Below are 24,009 nucleotides of genomic sequence, written 5' to 3'. Positions count from 1 at the left end.
AGCACCACTCAACAAAACCCAACAAATATGACTGCAAAAACACGACACCCCGTGTAACAAGTTGTTTACCTTACAGGGGGTAAGGTAAGGCACATACACCATTTGGTTTGTGCCACAGCACCTCAATGCTACCGGCGCACGCACTGAATCCACCACAAGAGAGGAAGCCCAGTGACTACTGACGCACTGGTTCAGCTCACCCACGTCAACAAGCACTACGGTGAGAACCACGTCCTCAAGGACATCAACCTTTCCATCGGCAAGGGCGAGGTTGTCGTCCTCCTCGGCCCTTCGGGCTCCGGCAAGTCAACCCTCTGCCGCACCATCAACCGTCTTGAAACCATCACCGACGGCACCATCACCATCGACGGAAAAAAACTGCCCGAAGAAGGTAAGGAACTCGCCAACCTGCGCGCAGAAGTCGGCATGGTCTTCCAGTCCTTCAACCTCTTCGCCCACAAGACCATCCTCGAAAACGTCACTCTAGGCCCCCGCAAGGTACGCGGTATGGGCAAGGCCGAATCTGACGAGCTGGCCATGAGCCTGCTCAAGAAGGTTGGCGTCGATAACCAGGCTTCCAAGATGCCCGCCCAGCTCTCCGGCGGCCAGCAGCAGCGCGTCGCTATCGCCCGTGCCCTCGCCATGAAGCCCAAGGTCATGCTCTTCGACGAGCCCACCAGCGCCCTTGACCCCGAAATGGTCAACGAAGTACTCGACACCATGGTCTCCCTCGCCCGCGAAGGCATGACTATGATCGTGGTAACCCACGAAATGGGCTTCGCCCGCAAGGCAGCAGACCGTATCGTCTTCCTGGCCGACGGCGAAATCGTCGAAGAAGCCACCCCCGACCAGTTCTTCACCAACCCCCAGTCAGACCGCGCCAAGGACTTCCTGGGTAAGATCCTGGGTCACTAAGGACGGCCAGCCATGAATCTCTCCCGCGCCAAAGCAAAGGCCGCAGCCTGCGCCGCCCTGCTCGTCACCGGCGTCCTCGCGCTCTCCGGTTGCTCCGCCACCAGCAGCGAAGATACCATCCGCATCGGCATCAAGTACGACCAGCCCGGCCTGGGCTACCAGGACGGACGCGACTACACCGGCTTCGACACCGACGTAGCCCGCTACGTTGCCGCTGAACTCGGCTACTCCGAAGCCCAGATTGAATGGGTCGAAGCCCCCAGTGCTAACCGCGAAAACATGCTCACCAACAACCAGGTAGACATGATTTTTGCGACCTACTCCATCACCGAAAAGCGACTCAAGACCGTCGACTTCGCTGGCCCCTACTTCGTCGCTGGCCAGGACCTGCTGGTCCAGGCAGAGAACACCGACATCACCGGCCCCGAATCTCTCGCCGGGAAGAACCTGTGCTCCGTCACCGGCTCAACCAGTGCAAAGAAAATCCAGGACAAGTACTCATCAGAGGTCCAGCTGGTTCAGCAGAACTCCTACTCTGACTGCGTCGTCGCCCTCAACGCCGGCATGGTCGATGCTGTGACCACCGACGACATCATCCTGGCGGGTCTAGCCTCTACCAAGGCCAATCAGGGCGAGCTCAAGCTCGTTGGCAACACCTTCTCTACCGAAAACTACGGTGTCGGTCTGCCCAAGGGCTCCGACAAGTGCGCCGCCATTAACGCAGCCATCAACAAGATGGTTGAAACCGGCGCCTGGGAAGAAGCAATCAAAAAGAACGTAGGTGCCGCTAACTACACCTACAACGCCGAGCTGAACCCGCCCGTCCTCACCGACGCCTGTGCCACCGTTGACGCCAAATAAGGCCGCAACGCCCAGCGCATCTTCACCACACCACAATCTTTCAACCATCGGAGGCTTTCATGTCGTTCTCTGAACAGCTCTCCACGCTCTTTGCCACCTACGACGTCATCGGCGCCTTCTGGACCAATATCCAGCTGACCTTCTGGGCAGCCATCGGATCATTCGTCCTCGGCTCCCTGCTGGCACTTATGCGTATCTCGCCTGTGCCCTCCTTACGCTGGGCGGGCACCGCCTACGTGCATCTGGTCCGCAACACCCCGCTGACCATTCTGATGACCCTGGCAATCCTGGGCGTGTGGACCCAGTTCCAGCTCTCACTAGCAACCAGCTTTGAGTGGAACTTCTTTATCTACGCCGTCATCGTCCTTGCCATCTACCACGCGGCCTTCGTCTGTGAGGCCATCCGCTCCGGCGTCAATACCGTGCCCGTTGGCCAGGCTGAAGCGGCCCGCGCCATCGGTCTGGGCTTCCTGCCCACCGCTCGTTACGTGATTTTCCCGCAGGCTCTGCGCGGCTCCATCACCCCGCTGGGCAACACCCTGATTGCGCTAGCCAAGAACACCACCGTAGCCACCGTAGCCTCAGTCGCTGAGGCCTCAGGCATGATGAAGTCCATGATTGAGTTCAACTCAGACCTCATCTTCATGATCTTCTTCGTCTTCGCCATGGGCTTTGTGATTATTGTTGTCCCCATCGGCCTGCTAACCACCTGGGCCTCTCGTAAACTGGCGGTGAAGCGATGAGCAAGAAGCGTATGACCTCAACCTCGGTACTCTTTGACGTACCCGGCCCCAAGGCCCGCGCCCGAACCCGCATCTTCAACATCGTGGCTCTTGTGCTCCTGGCAGCAGGCTTTGCCTACGTCATGATGGTGATGAACCGCCAGGGCCAGCTGGAAGCCGATAAGTGGACTTCCCTCTTCTCGGGTAACCTCTGGGCCAACTACATCCTGCCCGCCCTCTGGAAGACCCTCTCAGCTGCCCTGATTTCTGTGGTTACCTCGGTGGCTTTCGGTCTCTTCTTCGGTCTGGCCCGCCTGTCACCCAATAAGGCCGTGCGAGCCTTCGGCACCGTGGTCGTGGAGTTCTTCCGCGCCGTTCCCGTGCTGATCATGATGATCTTCTTCTGGCTCTTTTTGGGAAAGCTCAACCTCTTTGCCCCCTCACAGCTACCCTTTATAGCCGTGGTTCTGGGCCTGACCCTCTACAACGGCTCGGTCATCGCTGAGCTTCTGCGCTCCGGTGTGCAGCAGCTACCCAAGGGCCAGGGTGAAGCCGGTCTGGCTATCGGCCTGACTCCTTGGAAGGTTCTGACCCTGATTCTGGTACCCCAGGCCCTAACCGCCATGATGCCCTCGCTGCTCTCGCAGTTCGTGGTCATTCTCAAGGATACCGCTCTGGGCTACATCATCTCCTACCCCGAGCTGCTGGCAGCTGCCCGCCGCTTCGGCTCTGGCGAGGGCAATATCTTGCAGATGCTCCTGCTGGCAGCCCTCATCTTCGTGGTCATCAACTTCGCCCTGACCCTTTTTGCCGAGTGGCTCGCTAAGTACATGCGCTCCCGCTCCGACGTAGAGATCAAGCACGCCGATGGTGTGCCCGGTGAAGTGGACGAAGCCCGCCCCAAGACCGAGCTGATGTTCAAGATCCCCAAGCACTAGCGTCCGCGCTTTACGCTCCGGTTACAGACCAAGGGCCCCATCGCACGATGGGGCCCTTGGCGTTTTTCTCGATGGGGCTGTGCAGGGTTCTTAGGCTGTGAGCAGGTTTTTCTCTGCACACAGCCCAAGAAGTCTGCACATGCTGGCTGGGTTTAGGACGCCGTCAGCCAGCTTTCCAGAGCCGTGTAGCAGGCGCGCACCTCGGAGGCTTTTACATGCTCGTTATCGGTGTGAGCCAGCAGGGCATCGCCGGGGCCGAAGTTCACGGCGGGGATGCCGATCTCACTGAAGCGGGCGACGTCCGTCCACCCGTACTTGGGCTTGGGGGCTTGGCCCACCGACTCAATCAGCGAGCGCGACATGGGCGCGTCCAGGCCCGGGCGGGCAGCTGATGAAAGGTCCACGAAATCCAGCTCGTAGCCCTCAAAAACCTCGTGCAGGTGTGCGACGGCTTCATCCAGGGTCTTATTGGGGGCAAAACGGTAGTTGATGTGGACGCCCGCGTCATCGGGAATTACGTTCCCCGCGACCCCGCCTGAAATCTGCACGGCGTTGAGCCCCTCGCGGTAGGCCAGACCCTCAACCTCATAGGTGGCAGGCTGATAAGCGGCAAGACGCCCCAGCACGTCCGCCATCTTGTGGATAGCGTTGACGCCCTTCCAGGCGCGACCCGAATGGGCAGCGACACCCGAGGTGCGAATCCAGAAGCGGATGGTGCCGTTGCAGCCGCCCTCAATGGTGCCGTCGGTGGGTTCCAGGAGCACGGCAAAGGCCGCGTCGGTCAGCTTCTCCCGGTGGTTGCGCATCAGGCGAGCAAGCCCTGAGAGCTCGGAGGCGACCTCTTCGTTGTCGTAGAAGACATAGGTAATGTCGTAGCGGGGCTCCTTCAAGCTGGCCGCCAAAGCCAGCTGGACAGCCACCCCACCTTTCATATCCACAGCACCCCGGCCGTAGAGCACCCGCTCCCCCGACTCGTCCGCCCAGGTAGCAGGCACGGTACCTAAAGAACCTTCGGTGCGGGGTAAGGGAACGGTATCTAAGTGCCCGGCCAGTACAACACGGGTATCTCGCCCCAGGTTGGTGCGGGCGATGATAGCGTCGCCGTCGCGGGTGATTTCTAAGCTGCCGATTCCTTCTAGAGCCGCCTGCACGGCGTCCGCCAGACGCACCTCGGCGCCAGAAACAGAATAAATATTGAGCAGGTCAGCAGTGAGATCCTCAACGGGCTGGGTTAGGTTCAGGACGCCGGGGCCCACCTGAGCGAACTCAGCGGCCTGGGTGAGGGTAGGGTGCTTGGTCATGGTTCCACCATACAAGCAGATAGGGCAGCAGACCGGTTTGATTCCGTAGACTGGTAGGCATGACTGAAAATAACTCTCGTGTAGCATCCGGCCTGGGTCTGGCCACCGTCGTCGCCTCCGGCGAGAACGAAGGCACCGTACTCGATGTCTGGTACCCCGCCCCCGCCCTCACCGAAACCCCCGACGACTCCGTAGCAGCCGACCTCGAAGCCCTGGTCGAAGCAGACGAGGACCGTAACGTTGTGCGTGAGCTGGTCAACGTCACCATCAACCTCGATGAGGCCCCCGCCAACGCAGCGGACGCCTACCTGCGCCTGCACCTGCTCTCCCACACCCTGGTTGCCCCCAACACCATCAACCTCGACGGCCTCTTTGGTGCTCTCGCCAACGTCGCCTGGACCAATTTCGGCCCCGTCCTGGCCAGCGAATTCAACACCGTCTCACTGAAGCTGCGCCGCCGCGGCGCCCTGGTCGTCACCCACGTCGATAAGTTCCCCCGTATGATCGACTACGTCGTGCCCGCCGGTGTTCGTATCGGCGACGCCGACCGCGTCCGCCTGGGTGCCCACCTGGCCGCAGGCACCACCGTCATGCACGAAGGCTTCGTCAACTTCAACGCCGGCACCATCGGCGAATCCATGGTCGAAGGCCGCATCTCCCAGGGCGTTGTCATTGGCAACGGCACCGATATCGGCGGCGGCGCCTCAACTATGGGCACCCTCTCCGGCGGCGGTACCCAGCGTGTCTCTATCGGCGAGCGCTCCCTGCTCGGCGCTGAAGCCGGTATCGGCATTGCCCTGGGCGATGACTGCGTGGTTGAAGCTGGCCTGTACGTCACCGCTGGCTCCCGCGTGACCGTCCTTAACCCCGGCGCTGAGCCCAAGGTCGTCAAGGCCCTGGAGCTCTCCGGCGTCAACAACCTGCTCTTCCGCCGCAACTCCGTCACCGGCGCTATCGAAGTTCTGCCCCGCGCCAACAACACCGTGGAACTGAACTCAGAGCTGCACGCTAACTAAAAAGTAAGTAATCATTTCGCGAGACGGGCTTATGCTCGCTGCCGATATTTACTGAAGTTTCATATACTCAAGACCCGCCCTACCGGCTGACCGGTAGGGCGGGTCTTTACAATGGGAGAACACACTCACAACACATCAGAAAGCTATTCATGAAGCGTTCTCTTTCTCTGCTGGCAGGTCTTGGCCTGGTTTCTTCCAGCGTTCTCGTTCCTGCAGCTTTTGCAGCAGATGGTACTACTGACCTGGGCGATTTGACCGTGCTGGCCTCAACCGATGTTCACGGCCGCGCCCTTAACTACGACTACTTCACCGGCGCTCCCTATGGCGAAGGTGCTAAGGCTCTGGGTATGGAGCACCTGGCAACCGCCATCACCCAGACCCGGGCGGCAAAGGGTGCAGAGTCCACCCTGGTGCTCGATAACGGTGACGCCAACCAAGGCAACCCCCTGCAGACCTACTACCAGAACAACCGCACTGCTACCAGCGTTGACCCCATAGCCTCGGTCTTCAACCTATTGGGCTATGACGCCGGTGTAGTGGGCAACCACGAGTTCAACTACGGCCCCGATGCCGCTGCCCAGTACACCCAGAATCTGACTATGCCCCTGCTCGGGGCTAACGTCATCGACACCGCAACCGGCGCTCCCGCCTACGAGCCCTACACCATGATTGAAAAGACCGTGGGCGGCGAGAAGATCCAGATAGCCGTGATCGGCGTGGTGACCCCCGGGGTTCGCGTGTGGGATAAGGCTACCGTTGAGGGCAAGCTGGAATTTAAGGACGCTGCCGCTACCGTCGCCGAATGGGCACCCAAGGTCAAGGCGGCAGGAGCCGATGTGGTCGTCGTCCTCGCCCACACCGGCCTGGACGCCGAGGGCTACACCTACAACCCCGCCGACCTGACCGAAAACGTCGCTAAGTCTGTTGCCGAGCAGTCCACAGACGTTGATGTGGTCGTGGGCGGTCACTCCCACGTCACCAACAAGGTTCAGGAATACTTCACCAACAAGAACGGTGAGCCGGTGCTCTACACCCAGCCCGGCTACTGGGCCCGTTTCCTCTCCGAAGTCACCCTGCCCCTGGTCAAGGAAGCGGACGGTGATATCGAGGTCAAGTGGACCGAGGCCGAAAAGCCCACCGCCGTTGCTCTCAACGCCGGTGACTACGCCGCCGACGCGTCCGTCCTCGCCGCTATCGAGCCCTACCATTCAAAGACCACCGAGTGGGTGCAGACCGTCGTGGCTCAGGCAACCGCTGACATGCCCGCCGCTACCAGCGCCTGGGAAGACACCGCTGTTCTGGACTTCATCAACATGGTACAGACCGAAGAAGTCACCCGGGCCCTAGCCGGAACCCAGTACGAAGGTCTGCCCGTCCTTGCTGAGGCCTCCCCCTTCTCCCGCACCGCTGTTTTCAAGCAGGGCGATGTCACCATCGCCGATATGGCAAGCCTCTACATCTACGACAACACCCTCTACGCTGTTGAGCTCACCGGCTCCCAGCTCAAGGACTACCTTGAATGGTCAGCCCGCTACTACAAGCAGCAGGAGCCCGGCGCTGAGATCATCGACTGGTCCACCGTTACTAACGCCCTCTACGAGGGGGCAACCCGCGGTATTCCCGACTACTCCTACGACGTACTCTCAGGTGTGAACTACCACATCAACATCTCCAAGCCTGTCGGCGAGCGCATCGAGGGCCTAACCCTGCCAGACGGTACTCCCCTCGCCGATGATCAGAAGGTCATCCTGGCTCTGAACAACTACCGCTGGTCAGGCGGCTCAGGCTACCCGCACGTTACCGCAGCTCCTATCGTCTACGAGGAGCAGAAGGCCGTGCGCGACCTCATGATTGACTGGGCTATCACCAACAAGACCATCGACCCGACCACCTTCTTCGTCAAGAACTGGACGGTTGGCACCAGCTCCCTGCCCACCGAGCAGGCACCCGAAGAGACCCCGGCCCCGGCTCCCAGTGACAGCCCCACCGCTGCTCCTTCGGCTGAGCCCACGGTAGCCCCCACCGAAGAGCCGACTGCAAGCCCCAGTGCGGACGCCCCCGCCCCGGCTCCCAGCGATAGCCCGGCGTCATCGGCCTCCGCTAACACCAGCCAGAGCTCTGTGGCAGGAGCCCGTGAAACTGGAAAGAGCGGCATACTAGCCCACACCGGTGCTACTGCTCTGCCCCTCCTCGCAGGTGCTGCCCTCCTACTGGGTCTAGGCGCTACCGCTTTCTTCGCCGCCCGCCGCAAGAACAGCTAGGAGTAAGCGTCCAAGCCTAACGCCCACCTTATATATGCTCAGCCCCGCCACCGCTTCTACCGGCTGGCGGGGCTGAGTGCAGGTAAGCTAGAAAAAACACCAATCGTCTACTAGGGGAAAACGTGAAGATTCTCGTTACCGGCGGCGCCGGCTACATCGGCTCCCACACCGTACTCGAACTGCTCCAGGCAGGCCACGAGGTAACCGTTATGGACAACCTCTCAAACTCCTCTATGGAGTCCCTGGCCCGCGTTGAAGAACTCACCGGTAAGACCGTGGAGTTCCGTAAGGTTGACCTACTGGATCTCCCCGAGATGAAGCAGCTGTTCAACCTGGTCAAGCCTGACGCTGTGATTCATTTTGCCGGTCTTAAGGCTGTGGGCGAGTCCGCCGAAAAGCCCCTCTGGTACTACCAGACCAACGTAGCTGGAACCCTCAACCTGCTCTATGCCATGGAAGACGCAGGCTGCCACTCCATCGTCTTCTCATCGTCTGCAACCGTCTACGGCGAACCCGAGTCGATGCCCCTGACCGAGAAGCTAAACATGGACGCCCAGTCCTGCTACGGCCGCACCAAGGAACACATCGAGGATATGCTCATTGACCTGGCGGCCTCAGATTCTAAGTGGAACATCGCCCTGCTGCGCTACTTCAACCCGGTAGGTGCCCACGAGTCCGGCCGCATCGGTGAAGACCCGGCCGGCATCCCCAACAACCTGGTACCCTTCATCGCCCAGGTCGCTGTGGGTCGCCGCGAATACCTCAATGTTTTCGGCAACGACTACCCCACCGTCGACGGCACCGGCGTGCGCGACTACATTCACGTCGTTGACCTGGCAGACGGCCACCTCAAGGCCCTTGACTACATCACCGCCCACGGTGGTCTGCACACCTGGAACCTGGGTACCGGTAACGGCTACTCGGTGCTTGAGGTTCTGCACGCTTTTGAGAAGGCTGCTGGTAAAGAGCTACCCTACAAGATTGTGGACCGCCGCCCCGGCGATGTGGCTGTTTCCTACGCAGATCCCGCTGCTGCCCTAGCGGATCTGGGGTGGTCTGCTACTCGCGATATCGACACTATGGTGCGCGACCACTGGAACTGGCAGAAAAATAACCCCCAGGGCTACGAAGCATAACGGGTAGCCCCTAAAGCCAAGCCCCGGCGTCCTTATCTCCAACGAGGTAAGGACGCCGGGGCTTAGTGATGCGCTGCCTGGCAGCTTATCGTTCGGGGTAGTGGCGTTCAGCTTCGCCGATGTAGACCTGGCGGGGGCGACCGATCTTGCGGTCGGGGTCCTGGATGCCTTCGGTCCACTGGGCGATCCAGCCGGGGAGGCGGCCCAGGGCGAAGAGGACGGTGAACATGTGCTCGGGGAAGCCCATAGCCTTGTAGATGAGGCCGGTGTAGAAGTCTACGTTGGGGTAGAGCTTACGTTCGATGAAGTAGTCGTCGTTGAGGGCCTTCTCTTCGAGGCGCTTGGCGATATCGAGCAGTTCGTTGTTGCCGCCGATGGATTCGAGGATTTCGTCTGCGGTCTTCTTGACGATACGAGCGCGGGGGTCGTAGTTCTTGTAGACGCGGTGGCCGAAGCCCATGAGGCGGACGCCGTCTTCCTTGTTCTTGACCTTCTCCATGAAGTCTTCGGGGCTGATGCCGTCCTTCTGGATCTGGTTGAGCATCTTGAGCACTGCCTCGTTAGCGCCGCCGTGCAGGGGGCCGTAGAGGGCGTTGATGCCGGCTGAGACGGAGGCGAACATGTTGGCGTTTGAGGAGCCGACCAGGCGCACGGTGGAGGTGGAGCAGTTCTGCTCGTGGTCTGCGTGCAGGAGCAGCAGCAGATCGAGAGCCTTAGCGTGCAGGGGGTTGACCTCGTACTCTTCGGTGGGGAAACCGAAGCACATGCGCAGGAAGTTCTCGGTGTAGTTGAGCTCGTTCTTGGGGTAGATGGAGGGCTCGCCCTTGGACTTCTTGTAGGCGTAGGCTGCCAGGGTGGGTACCTTGGAGAGCAGGCGGTAGGTTGAGATCTCTACCTGACGGGGGTCGAAGGGGTCGAGGGAGTCAGAGTAGAAGGTTGACATGGCTGAAACGCTGGATGCGAGGACGGCCATGGGGTGGGCGTCGCGGGGGAAACCGCGGAAGAAGAATTTGAAGTCTTCGTGCACCATGGTGTGGCGGCGAATCATCTGGTCGAAGTCTTCGAGCTGGGCGGGGGTGGGCAGTTCTCCGTAGATGAGCAGGTAGGCGGTTTCGATGAAGCTGGATTTTTCTGCTAGCTCTTCGATGGGGTAGCCGCGGTAGCGCAGGATGCCGGCATCACCGTCGATGTAGGTGATAGCTGACTTGGCGTTTGCGGTGTTCATGAAGCCCGGGTCGTAGGCTACCTTGCCGGTTTCTTTGAGCATGCCTGCAACTTCGAAGGCACCGTTACCTTCGGTTGCTTCTACTGCGGGCAGAGGCAGTTCTTTGCCGTCATAGCTCAGCAGCGCTTTGTTCTCAGTCATTGTGTTCCTCCTGTCATACGAGGCAACGTACGTGCTGTGTGATGAAGTGGGATTCGAAAAAAGGACGGTGCGGCTTTCGCGGGGTGGTGGAAGGCCGCACCGTGCACGTACGCACGTCATCTATGGTCTACATTACAGCAGAATGATGCGCAGGGTCACATTGGTGTGAGTTCAGAAGCTACATTACGTTCTTTAGCTAAGCTTATTTGACATTAACAGTTTTGCTTTACTCTGACAGTCGGGCAGCGGCACGGGAAATGTCGTTATCTGAACCGGTCAGAGCGATACGCACGTACCCCTCACCTGCGGTTCCGTAGAAAACGCCGGGGCCAATCACGATACCCTTGTCTGCAAAGCGCTGGACGGTAGCCCAGGTATCTTCACCTGCTGTAGCCCACAGGTAGAGACCAGCCTCGGAGTGCTCGACGGTCAGACCAAAGCGTTCCAGGGCCGGCAGTAGGGTTTCGCGGCGGGCTCGGTAGAGGTCTTTCTGGGCCTCAACGTGAGCGTCATCGGAAAGCGCTGCTGTCATGGCGACCTGCACGGGAGCGGGCACAATCATACCGGCGTGCTTACGGGAGTTGACCAGGTTGGCCATGATCGCGGCGTCTCCCGCGATAAAAGCGCCGCGGTAGCCAGCAAAGTTGGACTGCTTAGAAAGAGAGTAGGCTGCCAGCACCAGGTCCTGGTTCTCGCCGCAGACGCGGGGGTCCAGGACGGAGGGAACCGGCTTCCCACCGCGGGCAGCGTCCCATTCTCCCCAGCCCAGTTCTGCGTAGCACTCGTCGGAGGCAACCACGGCACCCAGGGCACGGGCGTCCTCCACTATCTTTTTCAGCTCTTCCACATCGCGCACGATGCCGGTGGGGTTGGCCGGCGAGTTGATCCATACCAGGCGGACGCGGGCACGGGTCGCCTCATCGAGCTCATCTAGGGAGTCAGCTGCCACGGGGGTTGCGCCGGCGAGCTGGGCACCGATGTCGTAGGTGGGGTAGGCAACGGTGGGGCGGACGACCACGTCCCCCTCTCCCAGGCCCAGTAGGAAGGGCAGCCAGGCAACAAGCTCCTTTGAGCCGATGGTGGGCATGACTTGGTCGGTGGTTAGGCCGGGCACGCCGCGGCGGCGGTCGAACCAGTCAACGATAGCCTGGCGCAGGGTGAGAGTACCGTGGGTCGTGGGGTAGCCGTGGGCGTCGGTGGCACCGGCCAGGGCATCACGGATAACTGAGGGGGTAGGGTCAACCGGGGTACCAATAGAAAGGTTAATGAGCCCCTCGGGGTGGGCTTCAGCGGTAGCCCGGTAGGGGGCCATGGTGTCCCAGGGGTAGTCGGGCAGGTCGAGGCCAAATTCGCGCATGGTCTGCTTTCTCTTATGAATATATTCAGGTGCGGTGGGGGCGCGGCGCGCCGTAAGCCAGCTGGCTCGGGGCTGGCGTGAATCGCTCCGAGCGCCCCAGCGCTCGCAGCGAGAGGGCTGCTGGCCAAGGCGCGCCGCTGCCCCACCCCTAGGTAGTTGCTTGAAGCACCACGTTTATTTCTAGTGTAGGTGCTCATAAAAAAGTCAGCACAAGCGTCTCAAACTTGCTTGTGCTGACTGGTGTTTGTTTAGTCCTGGTTCTGCGGGGGCAGGGCCGCAATCATGGGGGCGTCCTTGGCGATGACGCCGAGACGGGCTGCGCCACCGGGTGAGCCGAGGTCGTCGAAGAAGTCGGCGTTAGCGGCGGTGTAGTCTTCCCATTCTTCGGGTACGTCGTCTTCGTAGTAGATAGCTTCTACGGGGCAGACGGGCTCGCAGGCACCGCAGTCGACGCATTCGTCGGGGTGGATGTAGAGGGAGCGTTCGCCTTCGTAGATGCAGTCGACGGGGCATTCTTCGACGCAGGCGCGGTCTTTTACGTCGACGCAGGGCTGGGCGATGATGTAGGTCATGGGTGCCTTTCTGGTGGTGACGCACCGGTGCGTGGTGTGTTGGTTAACTGTGCTCTAGTGTATCTGGTCACCGGTGTGGGGGCAGATTTTTGTGATGGATGAGATAGCTTGTTGAGCCGGGTTAAGTTTTGTTGCGGCGGTACCTGGTAGCGCTTATCATGCCGAAGGTTGCGGCGGCCAGGGAGCCTAGTGCCCAGATGGTTCCGGCGGTTCCCACGGGGTTGATGGGGTTGATGTAGACCAGCATTGAGGTGCCTTTGGCGAAGGCGAAGATACCAATGAGTATAAAGGCGGTGGCTCCGACGACGGCCGCGGCCCAGTTCTTTTCGGTGTGGATTGCTGCCCAGGTCGCCGCGAAGTAGACCGTGAGCAGGCCGAGGGCAGCACCCCAGGGTACCCAGAGGGTGCTGGTGGGGTACCAGATATGGGCGTGGTACATGGTTCCGGCAAAACCCGCGATTAGGCCGAGGGCGACGGCGGTAATGGCCGAGTTGATAGGGCCGGGAGCTTCGACGCTCTCTTCGGGGGCAGCGTCCGCTGGGGTTCCTGCTTGGGCAGTACCCCAGAGTAGGCGGTAGGTTTCGGTGGGGTTGATGGGCTGGGATACCCCGTTTGAGTATTCGAAGGTGGTATCGCTGGTGATGACGATTTGGGTGGCGTGGGCCCGCATGGCCTCACGCTTGTGGTCGATGCTGCCCATGATGACGGCTTGCTGGCGGGTATCGTGCGGGTTGGGGTCGCCCTCGATGCCCCAGAGGGCGATGGGGGCTGAGGGGGTTCCGTCCAGGGAACGGACGGCTGCCAAGGTAGCTTCGTAGGTGCGTTTGTGGTCGGGGTGGCCGTAGCCGCCGTCCGCGTCGTAGGTGACAACGACGTCCGGCCGGATTTCGCGGATAGCGCTGGCGATTGCCTCAGCCTGGGGCTTGAGGGGCAAGCGGGTGAGGCAATCGTCGGCTGCGGCGGGGTTGGCGATGGCGCGCCCGTCCGACCCCCAGGTCATACCGGAATCACGGTAGCTGGTGCGCTCGCCGGGCAGGTAGCTGGCCCCTTCACCCAGGTAGAGGTGGTGGCGGATGCCGAGGGCTTTGAGGGAGGCCTTGAGTTCCCCGGTGCGGTACTCGCCCAGGGCATGGCCCCGGTCGGTGTTCGCGGGGTGGGTTGCTTCGAGGTGGCGCAGGGCGGGATCAATCACTTCACCCATTTCGCCGCGGGTCATGGTGAGCAGGTGGACGGTGACGCCGGCGGCGGTGAGGGCGCCGATGGTGGCGCCGGTGGATGAGGCTTCGTCGTCGGGGTGGGCGTGGACGAAGAGGACGGTGGCGTCTTTGGGTTTGAGGCCGTCGGGTATCAGGCTGAAGGTGGCGCTGTCGGTGATGACTTCACCGGCGACCGGGTAGTGGGGCTGGGCATCGATTTCCATGGTGGCGGTTTTCTGCTGGGTGCTGTTTGGTTCCTAGCAATTTTAGCTTTAGTTACTGGGCTCTAGCTGGGTTTGGTCTTCTGTTTTATGATGGTGAGCGTTGGCTCACATTTATGGGGACAAGTACGGCAAAACTATGCCAGTGAGATGAGAGGCGAGGAGGCCTTTATGAGGACAAAGCGATGGTTGCGGACGGGCGTGCTGGCGTCCGCTCTGGCTCTGGGGCTAACGGGGGCGGTGGCGTCCGCCCAGGAAGTCACCCCAGCTGCCACAGCAGGCAGTCAGGTAGGCCAGGTGGAGCCCGGTCAGGCCCGCATGGGCGCAGGTTTTGTCTCGGATGAGGCAGGTGCCTCCTTCCAGCAGGGCGCCGCACCAGCTGCCGAGCAGCCCGTCCCAGCCCTGGCGTCCTTATCCGGGGTGCCGGGCATGGACGTTTCCAGCTGGCAGCCGTCTGTCGATTGGGCCCGCAACTATCAGCTGGGGGCGCGTTTTGCCTTTGTAAAGGCAACCGAGAGTAACTGGTATGTTTCACCCCGCTACCAGGAGCAGTATGCCGGTGCCCGCGCGGCAGGCATGCTGCGGGGGTCCTACCATTTCGCGATTCCCTCCGACAGTTCAGGGGCCGAGCAGGCCCGCTATTTCGTGGCCAATAGCCAGCCCTGGGTTCAGGACGGCGGCACCCTGCCTGGCATTCTTGACCTTGAGTTCAACCCCTACCCGCAATTTGGCAACACCTGCTACGACATGACCCCGGCCCAGCTACGAGCCTGGGCCCACGATTTTGCGACCACCTACCGGCAGCTGACCGGTCGTTACCCGATCTTGTACACGGCGACCTCCTGGGTCAACCAGTGCCTGGGCAATATCTCTGAACTCTCCTACATGCCCCTGCACCTCGCCCGCTATACCGCCACGGTCGGCCCCATGCCCACCGGCTATAGCGGCTATGATATCTGGCAGTACAGCGATAAGGGCCCCTTTGACGGGGATTCAAACCTCTTTAACGGCACGGAAAGCCAGCTCAGCTTCCTAGCCCTCAGCCCCCGCTACCTACCCCAGGGCACTTCACGCCCGGCAGGTCTCTACCAGCTCTACGGGGCAATTGGCGGCTACTACCAGAGCAACTACCGCAGCCTGTGGGCCCCACGCACCAATGAATACCCGGTACTCCTCGGCGGGGTAGCCCAGGGCTTTGAGAACCACCGGCACGTCTACTGGCATCCCAGCACTGGGGCTCACAGTATCTACTGGGCCGGAGCCATCGGTTCCAGGTTTGCCGCCACAGGTTTTGAACGCGGGTGGGGCTTCCCCAGCAGCGAAGAAGCCAGGTTTAGCTACGGTGCCCATCAGTGGTTCCGCACTCCCAGCGGCTACACCACCGCTGTATATTGGTCCCCCAGAACCGGCACGTACGCCATCAACGGACGCGGGGCCATTCACTGGCGCTGGGGCCAGAATACCCAGGTTTATGGTTTCCCTGTCTCCGACGAAACAGGTCTGGGTCGGGGAGCTGTAGTCCATTTCGAAAAGAATATGAGCCTCTACTGGACCCCTGAATTTGGCACCCAGCAGGTGGTCCGGTACGGTGCCCTGCATGATGCCTGGAAGGCAGCCGGTTACCACCAGGCACTTGGGTTCCCCACCCACGACGAACGGCGGGAGGCCGATGGGCGCATGCACCTGCGTCTGAGCTCCGGCGCTCACTTCACATGGAGCGAGCGCGAAGGCACCCGCCGCCTCCGCTAACCGCCCCATGCACCCAGACGGGCTCCCGCGTCCGCGCGCTGCCTGGTAGCACCTATGCTAAAGGGCCGTGGCCCGCTCCCCTGTTCAGGAGAACGGACCACGGCCCTGAGAGCGTCTATCCCTTTGTAACCTTAGGCGCGGGCGCGACGGCGTGCTTCGCGCACACGCTCATTGGAGTCAAGGATAACCTTGCGAATACGAATCGCTTCGGGGGTGACTTCCACGCACTCGTCCTCGCGGGCCCATTCCAGGGACTCTTCGAGGGTGAGCTTCTTGGGGGGAGTCATGTTTTCGAAGTTATCTGCAGAGGCTGAGCGCATGTTGGTCAGCTTCTTTTCGCGGGTGATGTTAACTTCCATGTCGTCGGCGCGGGAGTTCTCGCCGATAATCATGCCCTCGTAGACCTCTGAGGTGGGTTCGACGAAGATGGTGCCACGTTCCTGCAGACCGATGATGGCGTAGGGGGTAACGACGCCGGCGCGGTCAGAAATCATAGAGCCGTTGGAGCGGTAGTCGATCTCGCCTGCCCAGGGCTCGTAGCCGGTGGAGTAGGACGATGAAATACCGGCACCGCGGGTCTCGGTGAGGAACTTGGTGCGGAAGCCAATCAGACCGCGGGCGGGTACGGCGAATTCCATGCGGACCCAGCCGGTGCCATTGTTGGCCATGTTTTCCATGCGGCCCTTACGAGCTGCCATGAGCTGGGTGACGGCACCCAGGAATTCTTCGGGCACGTCGATAATCATGTGCTCCATGGGCTCGTGAACCTTGCCGTCGATGGTCTTAGTAACAACCTGGGGCTTGCCCACGGTCAGCTCAAAGCCTTCACGGCGCATCTGCTCAACGAGAATCGCCAGAGCAAGTTCGCCACGGCCCTGGACCTCCCAGGCGTCCGGACGCTCGGTGGGCAGAACCTTGAGGGAGACGTTACCGATCAGTTCCTTATCGAGGCGGTCCTTAACCTGGCGGGCGGTGACCTTGGCGCCCTTGACCTTACCGGCCAGCGGTGAGGTGTTGATACCGATGGTAACGGAGATTGCGGGGTCGTCGACCTTAATCAGGGGCAGGGGCTTGGGGTTTTCGGGGTCGGTGAGGGTTTCACCGATGGTGATGTCTTCGATACCTGCAACCGCGACGATTTCGCCGGGGCCAGCAGACTCAGCGGGAACGCGTTCCAGGGCCTTGGTGGCCAGCAGTTCGGAGATACGGACGTTCTTGGTTTCGCCATCTTGACGTACCCAGGCAACGGTCTGGCCCTTCTTGAGGGTGCCGTTGAAGATACGCAGCAGAGCCAGGCGGCCCAGGAAGGGTGAGGAGTCGAGGTTGGTCACGTGAGCCTGCAGTACCTCGTTGGGGTCGTAGGTGGGGGCAGGAACGTGTTCCAGGATGGTCTCGAAGAGGGGTTCAAGGTCATCGTTATCGGGTAGAGCGCCGTCGGCAGGCTGGTTCAGTGAAGCAGCGCCTGCCTTACCTGATGCGTACACGACGGGGACGTTCAGCAGAGCATCAATATCGAGGTCGGGAACCTCATCGGCCAGGTCGCTGGCCAGACCCAGGAGCAGGTCCATGGATTCGCCGACAACTTCGTCGATACGGGCGTCGGGGCGGTCAACCTTATTAACAACCAGAATAACGGGCAGCTTAGCAGCTAGGGCCTTACGCAGCACAAAACGGGTCTGGGGCAGAGGGCCCTCTGAAGCGTCCACCAGCAGCACAACACCATCAACCATGGACAGGCCGCGCTCAACCTCGCCACCGAAGTCGGCGTGGCCGGGGGTGTCGATGACGTTGATGGTGATTTCTTCGCCCTTGGCTGCGGGGCCAGAGTAGAACACGGTGGTGTTCTTAGCCAGAATGGTGATGCCCTTTTCCTTTTCAAGGTCACCGGAGTCCATGACGCGGTCTTCCACGTCGGCGTGGGAGGAGAAGGCGTTGGTCTGCTTGAGCATCGCATCAACGATGGTGGTCTTGCCGTGGTCAACGTGAGCCACGATTGCCACGTTGCGAAGGTCGCTCCGTGAAGCGGTGTTCTGAGTTTCAGACATGCGGAAAGTATCTCGCTTACATGTTGGGGATAAGGACGCCGGTGCGCGGCTTATCTGCCGAATATTCGGCACCAGCGCAGAGGGCTTTCGCTTTGATTATACCGGCGGCACCTAAACTAGCCGCTATCTTCTGGAACACATTAGAAAATAAGGGGCTTATTCAGAACGGTTCCGCAGGCTCGCGCTCGCTGCCGACCCTCTCGCATGGTTCGCTTCGCTCACGATGCGATTCACGCCAGCCGCCGAGCCAGCAGCTTCGCTGCGAGCCTGCTACACCGCTCTTTTGAATAAGCCCCTATCTATCTCCTATTTATTCCAGGGTGTCTGCTTTACATCCTGGGGTTTGACTACCGGAATAGATCCGGTCACCGCACGAATCTGTTCGATTGCGGCGGTATTTGCGTCGACCTGGAGAGCTACTTCGTCAACAGCCTTTTCTACGGCCTCTTCGACCTTAGCTTCAACCGCCTTGTCCACGGCTTCTTCCAGGGCAGCTTCGAGCTGGCCGTCCAGGTGTTCGTCGAGGTGCTCCCCCACAGCTGCGGTGACGCGCTCTTCGACGCCTTCGGCAACCAGCTCGTTGACGCGGTCGTCAATCTGCTCAGCCAGTGAGGCTTCAATCTCATGGCGAGCGTTACGACGCTGGGCGCGGACGAAGAGACGGTGCTCAACGCTCAGGGCCTTGTAGAGGGAGATACACATCAGCACGATCACTATTGAGAAAGGCAGGGCAGTCAGAATTGCGACGGTTTGGATTGCCGACAGTGATTCACTACCGCCGATGACAACCAGGGAAATCGCGGTTGCACCTGCAACCAGTACCCAGAAAACGCGGATCCAGGTTTTGGGTTCAGGTGACCCGTTAGTGGAGAGCATGCCCAGTACCAGAGCGCCGGAGTCTGCCGAGGTCACGAAGAAGACGGTAATCAGCAGTACCGCACCGGCAGTCAGAATGACGCCGCCGGGCAGATTGTGGAACATCTGGAAGAGAGCATTTTCTGCAGAGACGCTACCGTCTTCACCGACCAAGCTAGTGCCGGTTCCGAAGAGTTCCTGATGCAGGGCGGTGCCACCGAGTACGGAGAACCAGAAGAAGGAGGTCAGCGCAGGTACCAGCAGAACGCCGATGACGAATTCGCGCACGGAACGGCCCTTGGAAACGCGGGCGATGAACATACCAACGAAGGGCGACCAGGAAATCCACCAGCCCCAGTAGAAGGTGGTCCAGGCAGCCTGGAACTGTTCACCGTCAACGCCGTAGAGTGCCAGGGTCTCGAAGGTCATGGCAACCACGTTTTGCAGGTAGTTACCGATGGACCCGATGAAGTTACGGAAAAGGAAGAGGGTGGGGCCAACCACCAGCACGAAGAGGCAGACGATAGCAGCCAGCATGAGGTTGCCGTTGGAGAGCCACTTCATACCCTTTTCCAGGCCGGTGACCACGGAGAAGAGGGTGATACCCATGAGCACCACGATGATGCCCACCAGCCAGCCGTTACCCTCGGCCGGGATGTTCATGTAGCCCAGGCCCGCAGCAATCTGCATAACGCCGAGACCAAGAGAGGTCGCTACACCGAAGAGGGTGCCAACCAGTGCGACAACGTCGATGACGTCACCTGCGCCACCTTTTACGCGGTCACCCAGCAGGGGCTTGAGGGAGTAGCGGATGGAGAGGGGAAGCTTGAGGCGGTGGGTTGCGTAGGCAATCGCTAGGCCCACGATGACGTAGATAGCCCAGGGGTGCAGGCCCCAGTGTAGGAAGGACTGGCTCATCGCAGCCTGAGCAATTTCTTCCTTGGTGCCGTCACCCACGCCGGGGCGGGGGTCAACGTAGTGCATGAGGGGTTCGGTTGCCCCGTAGAAGACCAGGCCGATGCCCATACCGGCAGCAAAGAGGAAGGCGAACCAGGTAGTGAAAGGGTAGGCTGGTTCGTCGTCGTCATTGCCCAGCTTAACGTCGCCCATACGGGAGAAGCCCAGGTAGAGGGCAAAGATAACGAAGAAAGCAACGATAGCGACGTAGTACCAACCAAAGTAGTTGATGACATCTGCCTGGAGGGCGTCGAAGATTTCTTTGGTGCGCTGGGGGAAGGCCAGGGTGATGCCGATGAAGGCGGCCATGATGACGGCTGCGGGGATAAAGACCTTGGGGGCCAGGGAACCTTCCCGCATGTTTTCCTTGGCGGCCGCGTCAATGTCCCCCTTCCGCAGATCGGGGCCCGAGCCGGGCGGAGTTTGCTGGGTGGTAGCCATGTGAGTGTCCTTTATATCTTCTTACGTTTCGACCTAGTTGACATACAAAAGCACCCCGTATGCCGCGTCCGCACCCACACCTAAAAGAGCCAGGAGCTCGCACAGCGTGGTTCAGGAAGGGGCCAGAGATGCCTGTTCCACTTCAATAATAACACCACTGATAATAAGTAGGCATCCTCTTGGTCTGCTTAATTGCCTATAAAACCACAAAAAGCCACACCCTACAGCGGGGTCAAAAACTACCAAACCAACATAAAATAGAGGCAAGAACACCCCTAACGATAGGAAAGCAGAGCTCGCATGTCTCTCCCCGCCATCACCGACCCCGTCCAGACCAAAGCCTGGGCAGCCCTCACCGACCACCAGCAGAAAACCACCGCCGACCTACGCGCCTGGTTCGATGCCGACCCCGCCCGCGCTGACAAGCTCAGCTTCACCGCAGCTGACCTCTACGTTGACCTCTCTAAGAACCTCATTACCGAAGAGACCCTGGCCCTGCTGACCCAGCTGGCCGAAGAGGTTAACCTCGAAGAGCGCCGCGACGCTATGTTCGCCGGCGAACGTATTAACGTCACCGAAGACCGCGCTGTCCTGCATACCGCCCTGCGCCGCCCCGCAGGCCTAGAACCCAAGCTCGTGGTGGATGGCCAGGACGTGGACGCCGACGTCCACGAGGTCCTCGCTAAGATCTACGACTTTGCCGACCGCGTCCGCTCCGGCGAGTGGGTAGGGATCACCGGCAAGCGTATCGAAACCGTTGTTAACATCGGCATTGGCGGCTCCGACCTGGGCCCCGTCATGGTCTATGAAGCTCTGAAGCCCTACGCCCAGCCCGGCTTGACTGCCCGCTTCATCTCCAACATTGACCCCACCGACGCTGCCGAGACTGTCAAGGACCTGGATCCCGAGACCACCCTTTTCATCGTCGCCTCCAAGACCTTTGGCACCCTAGAAACCCTCACCAACGCCCGGGTCTGCCGCGACTGGCTGCTGACTTCTTTGCGCGAGGCCGGTGCCCTGGACGGCAAGGAGGAAAAGGACGCCGTCGCCGCCCACTTCGTCGCTGTCTCCACTGCCCTGGATAAGGTCGAAGCATTCGGCATCGACCCCGAGAACGCTTTTGGCTTCTGGAATTGGGTAGGCGGACGCTACTCCGTCGATTCTGCCATCGGCACCCCCCTGGCCATTGTGCTCGGCCCCGACGTCTTTGAGCAGTTCCTGGCAGGCTTCCACGCCATGGACGAGCACTTCCGCACCGCTCCCCTGGCCCACAACGTACCCGCCCTTATGGGTCTGCTGAATATCTGGAACGTCAACTTCCTTGGCGCCGAGACCCACGCCGTCCTCCCCTACGACCAGTACCTGCACCGTTTCCCCGCCTACCTGCAGCAGCTGACCATGGAATCCAACGGCAAGTCCGTACGCGCGGACGGCAAGCCCGTCACCACCGCCACCGGTGAAGTCTTCTGGGGTGAGCCCGGCACCAACGGCCAGCACGCCTTCTACCAGCTGATCCACCAGGGCACCCGCCTGATTCCCGCCGACTTCATCGCCTTCGCCAACCCGGTTCACGCAACCCGCGACGGCGAGCAGGACGTCCACGAGCTCTTCCTGGCCAATTTCTTCGCCCAGACCAAGGCCCTGGCCTTCGGCAAGACCGCCGACGAGGTTCGCGCTGAAGGCACCGCCGAAGAAATCGTTCCTGCCCGCGTCTTCTCAGGCAACCGCCCCACCACCTCCATCATGGCCTCCCAGCTGACCCCCTCCGTCCTGGGCCAGCTCATTGCCCTCTACGAACACATCACCTTTGTTCAGGGCATTGTCTGGGGCATCGATTCCTTTGACCAGTGGGGTGTTGAACTCGGCAAGCAGCTGGCCCTGCAGCTGGCTCCCGCTGTAGGCGGTGACCGCGAGGTTCTTGCCCAGCAGGATTCCTCCACCCAGGGCTTGATTGGCTACTACCTGGAAAATCGTAACTAGTATCGCTTCAGCTGGACGCACCTTGGCCGACTAACCTTCTTGGTCTCGCCCTGGAGGGCTCGCCCAATTCATGCCAGCCCCAGCCAGTCGGCTGCAGGTGCGTCCAGCCTTCGCCCAGGTAAACATGCCAAGTAGCACAGGACCCCGGTAACTTCGTGAGTTACCGGGGTCCTGCGTTAAAGCTGGGCGAGCGTGGTGAGTACGGCCTGCTCGATCATTTCGATGACCTGGGCCTCAGGCAGGGTAGGTAGGTTTCCGCCTTCCACTCCCCCGGCGTCCGCACTGGCTGTGACCTGCGGACGCCCGGCCGCGGCGTCCGCGCCCTCCCCAGCTTCTGCGCGGGTGAGGGGAATATGAATAAAGCCAGCCGGTATTGCTCCCGCTGTGGCGTGCATGAGCTCGTAAAAAACATGGTTACAGACAAAGGTGCCAGCGGTGTATGACAGCTCTACGGGCAGCTGCTGGGCGGTTAACTGCTCAAAAATTGCTCGGATGGGCAGGGTAGAAAAATAGGCATCGGGGCCATCACTGCGAATGGGCTGGTCTATCAGCTGGTCCCCCGCATTATCTGGAATACGAGCAGAGTCGAGATTGATGGCAACTCGTTCCAGGCTGACCTTATCGCGGCCAGCAGCAACACCCAGGCTGATAGCCAGCTGAGGTGTGAAGCGCTCAAGCAGCTCGCCCAGTACACGACTAGATGCAGCAAACTCCACCGGCAACTCTTCTACCTCTACGGTGAGGTCCGGGGCCGAAACAGCTAGGGCTTCTTGGGTGCCCATGGCCACGGCCTGACTGGGGTTAACGGGAACCCCCTCAAAGGGGCCGAAATAGGTCAGCAGAAGGGTAGTCATCGTCGACTCCTGCGATTATAGGTATTCTTGAGAGTATGTCTGAGCACAAGCCTACCCGCTATATCCATCGCGAAGAACCCCTAGAAGATACCCCCGAGGCCCTCAACCTAGACGGTTTCGACGATGAAGAGCACCCGGACGAGCATCGCGCCCCTGCCGTTGCCCAACAGGTGGGATTTACAGGGGCAGTACGCCTTTTTTACCGTCACTACTGGAACAGCAAAGGCCAGGCATCAGCCAGTGAATTCTGGTGGGCATTGGCCTATCTATTGGTGGGCACTGTTATCTATTTTGGGGTTACCATTTGGCTTAATTACCTCACCCTGAGCGAAAATGCCTCATCTCTTTTGCGCACTTTATTTATGTTGCTTGTTATAACAAACCCGCTATGGGTTGTTGTCAATATCGGCCCAACTTTATCCCTCATAAAACGCAGGCACCACGCACTTTAACCGGTTCAAAATCGATTCAGCTCCTTGTGCGCCTACTACACCTCACCACAACAACTAACCCATTTTGTCAAAGACAAAACCACATTTGCTTAAATTTAGCTTCAAAAATGAAATTTTTATGAAATCTTTAGTCATAGTCCCTAGTCAGAAGATTTTGTCCCCATATCAGTGGAGTCACACCTCTCCATTAAGCTAAGGTTAGTCACATTACAGGGGTTTATCAGCAATCCGCCGGTCAACCCCAAGAGGATTCCCCTGACGCTTCCTCGTAATACCTGCCCGTAGCACCGGGCAACCACACATCTAGAGCACCTAGAGAGGTTTAACAAATGACTTCCTTCCACAAGCCCTCAAAGAAGGCCACCGGTACTGCCGCCGTACTTTCACTCGGTATGGCTTCTTTCCTGGGATCACCTGCTTTTGCTGCCGAGACCTCCGAGTGGGTTGATCTTCCTACCGTGACCAATGAAGGTTCTGCCTGGGTATCAGAGAATGGCAATGTTGACGGTTCAGCATTCACCACTGACACCGTGAACTCCGGTGAGGCCTCCACCACTTCTGAGTGGGTTGACTTCGCAGGTGAAGAGAGCGGTTCCGCTTGGGTTAACGAAGACGGCACCATCGACAACGGCTCAGAATGGGTCAACGAAAACCTCAACCCCGTTGTCACTGAAGAAGCTCCCCTGGTCACCGACAAGGGCCCCGGCACCACCCACGAACTGCCTGAAGGCCACATCGGCATCAACGGCCCCGGCACCACCCACGAACTGCCTGAAGGCGAGATCGGCATCAACGGTCCCGGCACCACCCACGA

At 60.1% G+C, this 24,009-nt stretch carries 19 protein-coding genes; 11 read left to right on the top strand and 8 right to left on the bottom strand.

All coding sequences use genetic code 11. The features are described 5' to 3' along the window. Positions 1–171: 171 nt before the first annotated feature. Genes ACED88_RS02210 through ACED88_RS02195 form a run of 4 tightly spaced genes read left to right on the top strand, consistent with a single transcriptional unit; the run spans position 172 to position 3,436 of the window. The gene (locus tag ACED88_RS02210) at positions 172–915 is read left to right on the top strand and encodes an amino acid ABC transporter ATP-binding protein (protein ID WP_449108579.1); all 744 of its coding nucleotides are present in this window, start codon (positions 172–174) and stop codon (positions 913–915) included. Positions 916–927: 12 nt separating this feature from the next. Next, on the top strand, positions 928–1,776 hold the full coding sequence (locus tag ACED88_RS02205) for a glutamate ABC transporter substrate-binding protein (protein ID WP_449108578.1): 849 nt from the start codon (positions 928–930) through the stop codon (positions 1,774–1,776). Between the two features lie 59 nt (positions 1,777–1,835). Beyond that, positions 1,836–2,519: an amino acid ABC transporter permease gene (locus ACED88_RS02200; RefSeq protein ID WP_135013730.1), complete on the top strand. Its 684-nt coding sequence runs from the start codon at positions 1,836–1,838 to the stop codon at positions 2,517–2,519. Beyond that, a complete protein-coding gene (locus ACED88_RS02195) occupies positions 2,516–3,436 on the top strand; it encodes an amino acid ABC transporter permease (RefSeq protein ID WP_449108577.1) in 921 nt (306 codons plus the stop codon). The genes ACED88_RS02200 and ACED88_RS02195 overlap by 4 nt, the downstream gene beginning before the upstream one ends. Before the next feature lie 152 nt (positions 3,437–3,588). On the opposite strand, the gene dapE is transcribed toward ACED88_RS02195, so the two are convergent. Continuing rightward, a complete protein-coding gene (dapE, locus tag ACED88_RS02190) occupies positions 3,589–4,737 on the bottom strand; it encodes a succinyl-diaminopimelate desuccinylase (protein WP_449108576.1) in 1,149 nt (382 codons plus the stop codon). Between the two features lie 50 nt (positions 4,738–4,787). Here dapE and dapD point away from each other — a divergent pair, with 50 nt between their 5' ends. The 3 genes from dapD to galE all read left to right on the top strand — a co-directional run bounded on the left by dapD (position 4,788) and on the right by galE (position 9,150). Next, positions 4,788–5,753 (top strand): 2,3,4,5-tetrahydropyridine-2,6-dicarboxylate N-succinyltransferase, encoded by a 966-nt coding sequence (gene dapD / locus ACED88_RS02185; RefSeq protein WP_449108645.1) that lies wholly within the window; start codon positions 4,788–4,790, stop codon positions 5,751–5,753. A 149-nt stretch (positions 5,754–5,902) separates the two neighbouring features. Beyond that, positions 5,903–8,014 (top strand): 5'-nucleotidase C-terminal domain-containing protein, encoded by a 2,112-nt coding sequence (locus ACED88_RS02180; RefSeq protein ID WP_449108575.1) that lies wholly within the window; start codon positions 5,903–5,905, stop codon positions 8,012–8,014. A 122-nt stretch (positions 8,015–8,136) separates the two neighbouring features. Then, positions 8,137–9,150: a UDP-glucose 4-epimerase GalE gene (gene galE / locus ACED88_RS02175; RefSeq protein ID WP_237223413.1), complete on the top strand. Its 1,014-nt coding sequence runs from the start codon at positions 8,137–8,139 to the stop codon at positions 9,148–9,150. 85 nt (positions 9,151–9,235) lie between these two features. Here the strand turns inward: galE and ACED88_RS02170 are convergent, their stop codons facing one another. The 4 genes from ACED88_RS02170 to ACED88_RS02155 form a co-directional block, all read right to left on the bottom strand. Beyond that, on the bottom strand, positions 9,236–10,516 hold the full coding sequence (locus tag ACED88_RS02170; RefSeq protein WP_237223411.1) for a citrate synthase: 1,281 nt from the start codon (positions 10,514–10,516) through the stop codon (positions 9,236–9,238). A gap of 226 nt (positions 10,517–10,742) precedes the next feature. Further along, a complete protein-coding gene (dapC, locus tag ACED88_RS02165; protein WP_449108574.1) occupies positions 10,743–11,873 on the bottom strand; it encodes a succinyldiaminopimelate transaminase in 1,131 nt (376 codons plus the stop codon). Positions 11,874–12,121: 248 nt separating this feature from the next. After that, positions 12,122–12,445, bottom strand: coding sequence for a ferredoxin (gene fdxA / locus ACED88_RS02160; protein WP_135013646.1), 324 nt, complete (start codon positions 12,443–12,445; stop codon positions 12,122–12,124). A gap of 121 nt (positions 12,446–12,566) precedes the next feature. Further along, positions 12,567–13,865 carry a PIG-L family deacetylase gene (locus ACED88_RS02155; protein WP_449108573.1) on the bottom strand — a complete coding sequence of 433 codons (1,299 nt, stop codon included), beginning with the start codon at positions 13,863–13,865 and terminating at the stop codon, positions 12,567–12,569. Between the two features lie 168 nt (positions 13,866–14,033). Here ACED88_RS02155 and ACED88_RS02150 point away from each other — a divergent pair, with 168 nt between their 5' ends. After that, complete coding sequence (locus tag ACED88_RS02150) at positions 14,034–15,611, top strand: GH25 family lysozyme (RefSeq protein WP_449108572.1); 1,578 nt, start codon at positions 14,034–14,036, stop codon at positions 15,609–15,611. Between the two features lie 131 nt (positions 15,612–15,742). Here ACED88_RS02150 and typA read toward each other — a convergent pair whose 3' ends face one another. After that, entirely contained in the window at positions 15,743–17,656 is a 1,914-nt protein-coding gene (gene typA / locus ACED88_RS02145; RefSeq protein WP_449108571.1) for a translational GTPase TypA, read from the bottom strand. 306 nt (positions 17,657–17,962) lie between these two features. Continuing rightward, entirely contained in the window at positions 17,963–19,909 is a 1,947-nt protein-coding gene (locus tag ACED88_RS02140; protein ID WP_449108570.1) for a BCCT family transporter, read from the bottom strand. A gap of 300 nt (positions 19,910–20,209) precedes the next feature. Between ACED88_RS02140 and pgi the strand changes: the two genes are divergently transcribed. Then, positions 20,210–21,889, top strand: coding sequence for a glucose-6-phosphate isomerase (pgi, locus tag ACED88_RS02135; RefSeq protein ID WP_449108569.1), 1,680 nt, complete (start codon positions 20,210–20,212; stop codon positions 21,887–21,889). Positions 21,890–22,065: 176 nt separating this feature from the next. Here the strand turns inward: pgi and ACED88_RS02130 are convergent, their stop codons facing one another. Next, positions 22,066–22,743, bottom strand: a complete 678-nt coding sequence (locus ACED88_RS02130) for a pyroglutamyl-peptidase I family protein (protein ID WP_449108568.1) — start codon at positions 22,741–22,743, stop codon at positions 22,066–22,068. 35 nt (positions 22,744–22,778) lie between these two features. Between ACED88_RS02130 and ACED88_RS02125 the strand changes: the two genes are divergently transcribed. Then, positions 22,779–23,195 (top strand): DUF805 domain-containing protein, encoded by a 417-nt coding sequence (locus ACED88_RS02125; protein WP_449108567.1) that lies wholly within the window; start codon positions 22,779–22,781, stop codon positions 23,193–23,195. A gap of 329 nt (positions 23,196–23,524) precedes the next feature. Continuing rightward, positions 23,525–24,009: hypothetical protein (locus ACED88_RS02120; protein ID WP_449108566.1), on the top strand; the 485-nt coding region annotated here is incomplete at its 3' end.

This window comes from Rothia sp. 11273D007AR (assembly GCF_053547255.1).
The sequence above is the reverse complement of the archived record's forward strand: the minus strand, read 5'-3'. Positions and strand labels throughout refer to the sequence as shown.